The 9197-nt window shown below is 40.4% G+C and carries 9 protein-coding genes and 1 tRNA gene; 3 read left to right on the top strand and 7 right to left on the bottom strand.

The genetic code is table 11. The features are described from left to right. The 4 genes from I6E38_RS13525 to I6E38_RS13510 all read right to left on the bottom strand — a co-directional run. A partial coding sequence (locus I6E38_RS13525) for a ParA family protein (RefSeq protein ID WP_235394492.1) occupies positions 1-427 on the bottom strand: 427 nt, incomplete at its 3' end. A 67-nt stretch (positions 428-494) separates the two neighbouring features. Further along, positions 495-1436 (bottom strand): toprim domain-containing protein, encoded by a 942-nt coding sequence (locus tag I6E38_RS13520; protein ID WP_235394491.1) that lies wholly within the window; start codon positions 1434-1436, stop codon positions 495-497. Between the two features lie 84 nt (positions 1437-1520). After that, positions 1521-2597: an AAA family ATPase gene (locus I6E38_RS13515; RefSeq protein WP_407936662.1), complete on the bottom strand. Its 1077-nt coding sequence runs from the start codon at positions 2595-2597 to the stop codon at positions 1521-1523. A gap of 173 nt (positions 2598-2770) precedes the next feature. Then, complete coding sequence (locus tag I6E38_RS13510; protein WP_235394489.1) at positions 2771-3160, bottom strand: helix-turn-helix domain-containing protein; 390 nt, start codon at positions 3158-3160, stop codon at positions 2771-2773. A gap of 485 nt (positions 3161-3645) precedes the next feature. Between I6E38_RS13510 and I6E38_RS13505 the strand changes: the two genes are divergently transcribed. Together I6E38_RS13505 and I6E38_RS13500 are read left to right on the top strand one after the other, a co-directional pair. Then, positions 3646-4362, top strand: coding sequence for a hypothetical protein (locus I6E38_RS13505; protein ID WP_235394488.1), 717 nt, complete (start codon positions 3646-3648; stop codon positions 4360-4362). 171 nt (positions 4363-4533) lie between these two features. Continuing rightward, complete coding sequence (locus I6E38_RS13500; RefSeq protein WP_027324311.1) at positions 4534-4815, top strand: MerR family transcriptional regulator; 282 nt, start codon at positions 4534-4536, stop codon at positions 4813-4815. 92 nt (positions 4816-4907) lie between these two features. Here the strand turns inward: I6E38_RS13500 and I6E38_RS13495 are convergent, their stop codons facing one another. The 3 genes from I6E38_RS13495 to I6E38_RS13485 all read right to left on the bottom strand — a co-directional run bounded on the left by I6E38_RS13495 (position 4908) and on the right by I6E38_RS13485 (position 7837). Then, the gene (locus I6E38_RS13495) at positions 4908-6260 is read right to left on the bottom strand and encodes a tyrosine-type recombinase/integrase (protein WP_235394487.1); all 1353 of its coding nucleotides are present in this window, start codon (positions 6258-6260) and stop codon (positions 4908-4910) included. Between the two features lie 391 nt (positions 6261-6651). Next, on the bottom strand, positions 6652-7611 hold the full coding sequence (locus tag I6E38_RS13490; RefSeq protein ID WP_235394486.1) for an RING finger protein: 960 nt from the start codon (positions 7609-7611) through the stop codon (positions 6652-6654). A 110-nt stretch (positions 7612-7721) separates the two neighbouring features. After that, a tRNA-OTHER gene (locus I6E38_RS13485) sits at positions 7722-7837 on the bottom strand. Between the two features lie 232 nt (positions 7838-8069). Here I6E38_RS13485 and I6E38_RS13480 point away from each other — a divergent pair. Then, positions 8070-9092 (top strand): helix-turn-helix transcriptional regulator, encoded by a 1023-nt coding sequence (locus tag I6E38_RS13480; RefSeq protein WP_235394485.1) that lies wholly within the window; start codon positions 8070-8072, stop codon positions 9090-9092. Positions 9093-9197 lie beyond the last annotated feature (105 nt).

The raw sequence follows: 9197 nt of genomic DNA, 5'->3' as shown, positions 1-9197 counted from the left end.
TGATTTCATCGGCTGCAAGAAAGGCATTCGTGGTGACGATGCCCAATGAAGGTGGGCAGTCGATGAGGATGTAGTCATAGTCCTGTCTGATTGGGTCAAGAAGCCTACTGAGCAGCTGTTCTCTTGCCAAGAGATTGGTCAGGGCAATCTCTGCACTCGCCATTTCAAGTGACGATGGCACAAGGTCGAGATTGTCCCTGATATGCTTCACTGGCAATGGTGCTCCATCTACGAGAGCATCAAAGATGCTGGTCTCAACGTCATCTTCGTTAGGGATGAAATACAAGGTGAGATTAGCCTGTCCATCGAGGTCAATGAGCAGGACTTTCTTTCCCATTTGCGCCATACAAGCCCCGATAGAGGCTGTGGAAGTGGTCTTTGATACCCCTCCTTTGTGATTGGCGAACGTAATGATTTTCTGTTTCATACTTATTTGTATATATGTATCAATGTTTACATGTACTCATGTAAACATGAAATGAAAAGATGCATGATTATCGATGCATAGCCATAAGGCAGTCATTAAGATCATTGTACTCTCTATAGCGATATGACTCATCAATAACCTTACTGCCGTAAGCATTCATAATCGACTTTGTGGCATTCTTGCCTGCGTTATCATTATCAAGATAACAGTGAATGGCCTTATATTTTTCCAAAAGAGGAATGAGTATTTTGATCTCACCAACTCCGTTGAGTACAAAGTAGTCAAATGAGCCATTGATGGAAATGCCGTTGTCTTGAATTTCTGCTTGCATCGTAAGAAAAGAAAGCAAATCAAAGAATCCCTCAAAAACGCAGCATTGCTGTTGAGATGATCCGTCTGCATAAATTACAGAGATACTCTTCTTTCCAATACAACGCTTGCAGAATACATTGCGTGCTTCCATACCATTAGCTACATTCTTGAATGCGATGGCATAGTATCTTCTGCCCCGAAAAGTATAGTGAACCTCTTTACAGAATTGTTGAGCGATTCTATAACTGATACGTCTCTTGAAAATATAATCGGTTAGAGCTGGATGAGTCAGAGGTATAACCATTTCCACAAATGTCTCTTGGTTTAAGTTATCAGAAAATTCCTTTCTTTTTCCTTCTAACCATTGACGTTTGTTTTCCTCTTCTCTTAGCACAGCGTTATAATCTTTACTGTATAGCAGTTTCTTTTCTTCAATTTGCCTTTGAAGAAATGAAAGAACTTGATGTTCAGACCATGCAGGATGCAGACGTTCAACAAGGTTGATGAGATTACCGCCAATGCCGCTTCCAAAATCATACCATAGGTTTTCTTTGATATTAACAGCAAATGAAGGGCTATTTTCTGGGCGGAGTGGGGAGCAATAGAAAATACTCTTGCCTTTTCTGACACCATCCCCATAATTATTCTCTTTCATCCATTGATAAATACTTACAGATTTAATTTCTTCAATAGTCATGTTACATTGAGTATAAGTAATTGTACACGTGATTGCAGGTGTATGCGCGCGCGTATGTAATATATATACCTGTTAAACTTAAACCTAAACTTTCTTGATTTCTTCAGTGCTTGGATTCACAAAACCCTCTGATTTATAAATATATGCATCATCTTGCTTCACAATAATACCTTTGCCTGAAAGAAGTTTAAGTAAGTCCTTGATTCCATTTGTTCCACGCTTATAACCTGCGTCCTCATATGCACGTGAGACCATTTCAACCAAATCACTGTATCGTGTAGGAGAGTTGTTCTTGAAAGCCTTGCTCAATATCTCCTGATGTACTTCGTTATCCAGGCTCACAAGAGACTTCTCCCTGCGTTTTACAACAGTCACAGAAATGCCATTGTCAAGAACAGGTAACTTGTTGTCATCAATATGGAATGCAAAGGTGCTGAACTCTTTATCTCTCATGTGCATAGGTCTAACCTCACTGATACTGTTATTTTGTAGGTTCTTACTGATAATCAGTACTGTTTCTGCCTTATTTTCAAGTTCAGTACCTATGTGTCCACGTGGATTGTTATCGTTCTTGTTTAAGTGGAGTACAGTATGGATATGAAGGTCATACACACTTGTCCATGCCATGAGAACGGTCATCACATCCGTGGCTTCTTTACCATTGTTTATGTCATACATCAGATCTCTGAGTCCGTCGATGATTACAAGACCTACCTCTTGGTGCTTTCTCAAAGCATAATCAATGAGAGCGATACGAAGTTTCGGCGTGTATTCACGCAACCCCCAAAACAGAAGGCGTGGGTCATCCTTCTTGACAGAAAGCCCTGACAGTTTATAGATTCGCTCCAGAACATTATGGCAATGATATTTGCTCTGTTCCGTATCGAAATAGAGAATCTTCCGTTTCCCCTCAGGAAGGCACGCCCGGTAGTTAAGCACTGTAGTATTTGTAACTGCAGCTGCTACCATTGCAGAGATGTTGAATGTCTTTTTACTTTTTGCCTTACCTGTTGAAGCACTGAAATTTCCAAACGTGGCAATGGTACAGTCTCCAACGAAGAGAATTTTGGGAGGTATTGTAACCTTGTCTGTTGCTTTGATTTCACCTTTTGATAGATAGGACTCCAACTCTTCATCACTGAAATCGTCCTTCTCTAACATTGAAACTTCCAGTGACTTATGTTCAAGATTCGATTTCTGAACTAATTGCACTGGTTTATCTTCTCTTTTTTCCATCTTGATTTTGTTTTTTTTTATTTGTCTCAATGTCCTTTACGGATATTGCACACCTGTCAAGCAACTCCACCAAACGAGAGTCTGGAAGGTTGGTACCATCAATGCTGTTCTTCTTTGACCGCTTCTTCATCTTTACTTGATTCTATTGATTCCATGTTTACGGACAGGCTGGATAACTCCTTGTCATTTACCTTGTTCCTCTTAATCCACGCTATTAGCTCTTTCTTCTCAAAGAAAATCATTTTACCACGTGGCTTAAAATGAGGTATTTCACCACTACAAGTGAGCTTGTAAAGAAGACTCTTGGATATGTCAAGGTATTGGCACACATCCTTCATGTTAAGGATTTCCTTTGTGGTGTAAATCGCATCTTCTAACGATTTCAACTTTTCGTTCACCACACCTGGATCCACAGTCTTCAACTCTTTTATTTGCATTTCCAAGAGTTCTATTCGTCTTGAAAGTTGCTCGATGTCTTTTTTCGCCATTTCTTTAATTGTTTTGAGTGATACATAGAGGGAGCCACCCTCATCGTGAACCGATTCGAATGCAAAGGTATATTGATAGTGTTGCTTTATGGGATGATGTTACTATATAGGAGGAGTTATATAGTAACTATATAGCCACTTTCGTTTCATGTGGTTGGAATCTTATGTCCTTTCATCACTTATTTGCATCTGAATATATCATACTCATAGAAAAACAGTAATATAATAAGGGTATATATTACTTTATTACAACGGTGCGAATAGGCTGCACCATGATTGTATAACTTTGCACTAATTTGCACAAATATGCATGAGAAAAGAAAGAAAACATTATTATACAGTACTATGGCATACGTTTGTGTGCCATGTATTATTCTTAATATAAACTTAACACAAAAAGAAAATGAAGCAGTTAAAAAATAACTTCGTTCTCTCTCTTTTTGTGTCCATGCTATCCAAGCTGTACAAAGAAAGAAGAGAAAGAGTTGCCTGAAAATGAACTTTGGCAACTCTATCGTGCTGCTTATGAGCAGTACCAGTGTGAAATCCTCAAAGGAGAGAAAAATTACTCTCGTTTTGTGAATGATTTCTTTGCATACCATCTTCCTACATCGTGTACAGGTGAAGAGCAAATGCGTCTTCATGTGATGCACGTCTTTAGCATCAAAGAACTCCTTGAAGAACGTCGAGACCTCGTCAATTCCTTTTTTTCAAAAGGAAGTTTTGATGAGGAAGACTATCATCAGATGGAGCATCTGTTTAACACCGGCAGCAGCATCGAGCCAGAAAGAGAGAGTCTTGCCAATTTCTCAGAGAAGCAGATCAGTCTCATCACGGATTTTGTCAACACTACAAAACTCTTCAGACAGGATGTCTCAGAGAATGACATGGCAAATCTATTCAAATGCAAACTGGACGCACCATTGCAAGCAAATGTCAATAGACATGTCGCACTATTCTTCGGTGCTCTTAGGCAATATGGCTTATTGCCTTTCTCATGGCAGATGATTATTGAGGAGAACAGGCTGATTTCTTCATCAGCCAATAACCAGCCACTTCGTGCCAGTCATCTCAGATGCGGGTTGTCACAGGCAAAGAATGTCAAACTCGCAAAGGAAAAATCTTCCTTGAACAAGATGGAAGATATTGGCTTTGAAGCCACATGCAATGCTTTTGTAAAGAAGTTGAAAGAAAGTATCTAAGATGTAAGAAAGATAAGCAAATATGATATGTTCAGCGATATAACAACTATATTCCAGTACCTATATAGTTGATATTATTATTCTTATGATTCTGAGGGGCTACCTTTGCAATCGAATCGATTTAGATACGGAGGTAGCCTCTCCATTTACGTAATCATAAGCACATAGACAATGAACAATAATACAGAAATAATATTCTCGGATAAAACGGTCACTTACGACCAGTTTGTCACAGATCTTGCAACAAGGATTGCATTGAAGATACATCAAGTAGAAAAAGGTCAGCTTGAAATCAGCCAGGCCAAAGCGTTCAAGATGTTTGGTAGGGCAGATGTTGAACGGTGGATTAGGAATGGTAAGTTAAAGCCGTGTAGGGTGTCACCAGGCAAGAAACGCTACAGGTTGATAGATCTACAGAAACTTGCAAACATTCAGCAGAATTACATTCTGTAGCCAGGTTCGAGAAGTACATTAAAAAACTCAGATGCAGCACCATACTGTATCTGAGTTTTTTGTATAAGTATCAGTTAAAAGAGAAAACTGTTTTATGGAATCAGACGTTGATACATCTGAGTCAAGTTTTTATCAACATTGGTTATCTTGAACTGAACTCGAGCATTGTGAATATTCTTAGGTAGGATATTCACAAGTTTGTCCATTACCTGATCAACATTGGAAAAACCTGTATCTTCAATAGCACAAACCTGCTTTCCCATCACATAGGCTTCTGCACGGACATAGTTGTACTTTGATATTTTCTCAAATGACTTATCCTCTTTTTCAATGTACTTTGACTCTTGATCAGTTAAGAACACAAAATCTATTACCTTTTCGTTAAGAATCCACGCAGGAGTGAAATCTATCTTGACATATACTTTTGCCATTCTGTTGATAGAATGGTTGAGTCCAAAATCAACATCATTCATTGTTGCTCCACATTCGTTCTGGGCTATGGTTGCCCAACTGTGTCTAAAGGCATAGAGCGATGCTCTGTAACCTGGCTCTACCTTTTCCCAAATCTGCTTAATGCCCGTATTGACGTTTGCACAGAAAGAATCAGATGTTGCTAAACGATCGTGGAAGTTAAACAACCATGGAGAACGTTCATCTTTTGTGAGATACTTCTCAAATGTTGGTTTCAAGAATGCTGGTACACGAACTTCAAAGTAACCTCTGTCAGAACGTGTCGACCTCGTCTTCTGTCGTTCGTAGTGAAAGATGTTCCCATCGTACTGATCCTTCTTCGCATTAAAGATGTCCACAGCATTTAAGCCGCACATACAGAATGAAATCAATGCCACATCCTGACCAACTTCCATTAGTGGGTGAGTGAATTTACTTCTATCTGGAACGACATTGAAGAATGCACGCAATTTGCTTGCAGGAATGGCACGCTTCTCAGGCACATCACTTCTTGGGATAGCGACATTACTCCAAGGATTCTTCAGTTTAAGTATTCCTCGTTCTTCGTCATTGAATTCTCTTCTGGCAGCTTTGTACACCTCCCTCATACATACTGGATATTGTTCCTTGCTTCGAGTTGTGGTGGAAAGGGATTCTATCCATCGGTTAAGGAAAGCAGAAGTAAGACGTGAAAACATGATATTGTCTGTCCCAGCGAATCTTTCCATATGTTGCAGAGACCACTTATAGTTACGTGAAGTGCGTTCCTGTCCTCTTTTAATCAATTTCTCGATATGCGCTCTTGCGTAATCAGAGAAAGAAAGGTCTTTTCCATAGTCGGTCACATAAGTGAGTACTTCGTTTGCTGACCACGTAGAAGCATCAACTTGATTAAGCATATTATAAAACTTTTCTATCAAGATTGAAGTTTGCTGTATTACGAAGGGATCAATGATGTCTTTCTTATCATCACTTAATCCCTTATCGTTTACCATCCATGATGTTCTAACGTAAGCGAACTGTCTGTTTTGAGTAATACGGATATATACATTGTACATTCCGTTTCTTGTCCTTGACTTTACAATTGCTTTTAATGTTGCCTTGCTGAAAATTGTTATTTTGGGTTATTCAAATTGTGATAAAATACCTGTTTGCAGAGTTCTAAAATCTGGGAAACACCGAGATTTTTTTGGGAAACATCCAGTGTTTTTTGGGAAACAAATGAATGGCTTGGGAAACACGCTCCTGATTTTTGGGAAACATTTGCCCTGATTTTGGCCTCTTATTCTGCATTTGGAACAGGCAGAATATGCACAAAAAACTAAGGGCAAGTACCTGTTTCCCAGATACTTGCCCTTTATATAGCTAATTTTCAGCACGTTTCGATTATTCTTCGACGGCGGCCTGCTTGGCAGTCATAGGTAGCGAGTTCATCCAAAGTGCAACACGCAAGCAAGCCTTTCGGTCGTACTTCAACTTTAGTTTCTGCTTCATGCCCTTGGCTGCATCTGCACCCCTGTCAAGAGGGCCTAACATGTGATAGTACATCTTTCGGGCATGAGCAACAAGCGTCTTTGGCTCAATTATCTGGACAAAGCCAGTCTTTTCATACCAGAGATAACGCAGGATGTCTGTCGGAGTCTTCAGCAGAACAGAAGCCTCTTCCGCCTTATCCTGTGACACCAAGGTCTTGATGACAAGCATGGCAGTTTCCTTCATGGTGATATTGACATCAGCAGGAAAGGCATATTGTTTGAGCAAATGTTCTAAAGAGTCCTTCTGGGTAGCATCCAATGGCGTAGCAGACGACAAGAGAGAGTCAAAGACTTTCCTCATATCAGAATCTGTGAACAAGCGAAGTTCCTTCAACTTGCTTCCCTGACCCTTATATACAAAGTCGGCAGTATGGAAAGGAGTGCCACAGAATGGACATCCGTTATATCGCTCCAAAGGGAAGGTTCCATCGGGGATAAAGTGGCCACATTGAAGAGTCGTACCCTTGAATCCAGCCTCCACTCCACCAAATATATTAGCTATCCAGGTTTGTAAATGATCGGCACAAGATTCGCCAGTAGGCATGCTCCATCCCTTGACGAGCGGAGCCCAGTTGAGGTCAACACCCATCACGTCGTTAATACACTCTGTGATTTCTGCAAGAGTGTCTGCTGAAACTGCGTTTAACGCATGGAGCAGTTCCTCGCTAACGCAGAAACCATTCTCCTTCAATCGAGCCACAAAAGCCATTACGGGAACTGTGACCTCAGAGTTATTGTTTATCTCCTCGCGATTGATGTCGAGGCAGACAGCACGATAGCGCAATGCAACTTTTGTCAAAGTCTTGTTCATAGTCATAATAATTTAAAAGGTAATTGGGAAACTGTTTTGATGACCCGGCATAGCACAAAAGCCACCCGTAAATACATTTTTTGAAGTAAGTCTCTCTTAGACCTATTTTGGGGTCCGGGTCGGAGTCGAACCGACGACACAATAGGTAGTATGTGGTAATTGGCCTTCTGCAATAGAGGAAATGTTATCACAATTCTATTTACTCTACCAACTGAGCTACCGGACCAAAGGTAAGAAGGAAATTACAGTACTATTGCTACACCTTTACGGCACATACCTCCACGAATGGATTTTCAGGTACGTTATGCTTCGGAGTAAGAACTATTTGGTCCTTCTTCTTTTCTGAGTGCAAAGTTATAAGTTTAGTACGCAATCTTTCTGCGTAACTGAAAAAAAGTGTATCTTTGTAAGAAATAAATTATATTTCTCGATAAAAAGTCGAAGCAAAAACATTCATTATGCCAGCAAACAAGAATGCTCTCATCAGATACAAGACAATCGACAACTGTCTTCGCAACAGATATCGCCGTTGGACACTTGAAGACCTCGTAGGCGCATGTAGCGATGCGCTTTACGACATGGAGGGTATTTGCAAGGGTATCTCTGTGCGTACTGTCCAAGGTGACATTCAGATGATGCGCTCTGACAAACTCGGATATAATGCACCCATAGAAGTTTATGACCATAAGTATTACAGATATGCAGACGAAGACTATTCTATTGCCAATATGCCTTTGTCGCAAAACGACTATAATGTGATGCAGGAGGCGGTGGACATGCTTCGTCAGCTGGAAGATTTTGACCAGTTCGCCGAGATGTCAGATGTAGTACGCCGTCTGCAAGACAAGCTGGCAATCAGCAAGGACAATCGCAAACCGGTTATACACTTCGAAAGTGCACCTGATCTGAAAGGATTGAAGCTGCTTAATCCTATATATAATTATATTGTACATAAGCAGACTATAAGAATCATGTATCAATCGTTTAACGCAACCGAACCGACTGAGTACATTTTCAGTCCATATATACTGAAGGAGTTTCGTAACCGCTGGTTTGTATTCGGGACAAAGATTACTGATCTCAGAATTTACAATCTGGCATTAGACCGCATCATTAGCGTCGAGCCATGTGAAGCTCCTTATTACGAGAATCAAGAGTTTGACTCAGAGCATTTCTTCGACGATGTTATAGGAGTAAGCAAGAAACTGCACGACATTCCCCGATGTGTCAGGTTTTGGGCAAATGCGGAACAGAGCAAATACATCAAGACCAAACCGCTTCATCCCTCGCAAAAGTTGGAGAATGAGAATCAAGAGGATGGCAGCTGTATCTTTCAGATTGAAGTCTGCATAAATTTCGAAATGTATTCTGTCTTCATGAGCTACGGCCCAGGCGTAAAAATCATTTATCCTCATTTTGCCGTTTCCTATATGAAAGAAAGACTTAAAGAGGCAGCAGCTTTGTACGATACTAAAGAGTAGAATTCTAAAAGCCGTAAAAAGAATCATAAGCCTGGGGGTGTGTCAAAATTCACACCCTCTTTTAAAATATCACAAAGCCCGAACTTTCACAAGCTCGGGCTTTGC

Source organism: Leyella stercorea (assembly GCF_021531355.1).
Classification (GTDB): domain Bacteria; phylum Bacteroidota; class Bacteroidia; order Bacteroidales; family Bacteroidaceae; genus Prevotella.
Note: the sequence above shows the minus strand (reverse complement) of the source record. Positions and strands in the feature narration are given on the sequence as shown.